The following is a 674-nucleotide window of genomic DNA, read 5'->3' on the forward strand; positions in this document are numbered from 1 at the left end:
CGTCCCAGGCCGCGCGCAGCGTCGAGGGAGCCACGGCAACATCGCCCAGGGCGCTGTGCAGTTCCTCGTCCTCGAACATCTCGCCAACATAGGGCCAGAGCACCTCCAGCGCGTGGCGCATGCGGGCGGCCGATTCCTCGGTGCCGCTACCCAGGCGCAGGGTCCAGGAGATGGCGTGGTCGCGGTGGTAGTCCACTTCCTTGACCGCCTTGGCGCAGATCGCGGCGATCGTGGGATCGCTGGATTCCAGCAGTTCGGTGTACAGCAGGTGCTGGTAGATGGAGATCATCAGCTGGCGCATGATGGTCACGCCAAAGTCTCCGTTGGGCTGCTCGACGAGGTGCAGCGAGCGGAAGTCTTCCTCTTCGCGCCAGTAGGCCAGGTCGTCCTCGTCCTTGTCCCCAGGCCTTGGCGGCGTAGGACAGGAAGGAGCGCGCGTGGCCCAGCTGGTCCAAGGCAATATTGCCCAGCGCGATGTCTTCCTCGATTTCCGGTCCGCGGGAGATCCAGTGCGAAAGCCTCTGGGCCAGGATCAGGGCGTCTCCCCACGCTGAATCCATCGGGTTCGGCGCCCTCGTGCACCAGCTTCTGGATGTGGTTATCCGCTCCGCTGGAAACCCACATCCGGGTCTCACCTTGCTCGCCGTCGATGATGAGCTCCAGGGCCGCACGCC

At 65.1% G+C, this 674-nt stretch carries 1 pseudogene; it reads right to left on the minus strand.

Annotated elements, in window-relative coordinates:
- Positions 1-560: pseudogene (gene paaC, locus B879_RS24230) on the minus strand (1,2-phenylacetyl-CoA epoxidase subunit PaaC); the annotation flags it as partial.
- Positions 561-674: the final 114 nt, after the last annotated feature.

The sequence above is a fragment of the Cecembia lonarensis LW9 genome (genome assembly GCF_000298295.1).
Taxonomy (GTDB): domain Bacteria; phylum Bacteroidota; class Bacteroidia; order Cytophagales; family Cyclobacteriaceae; genus Cecembia; species Cecembia lonarensis.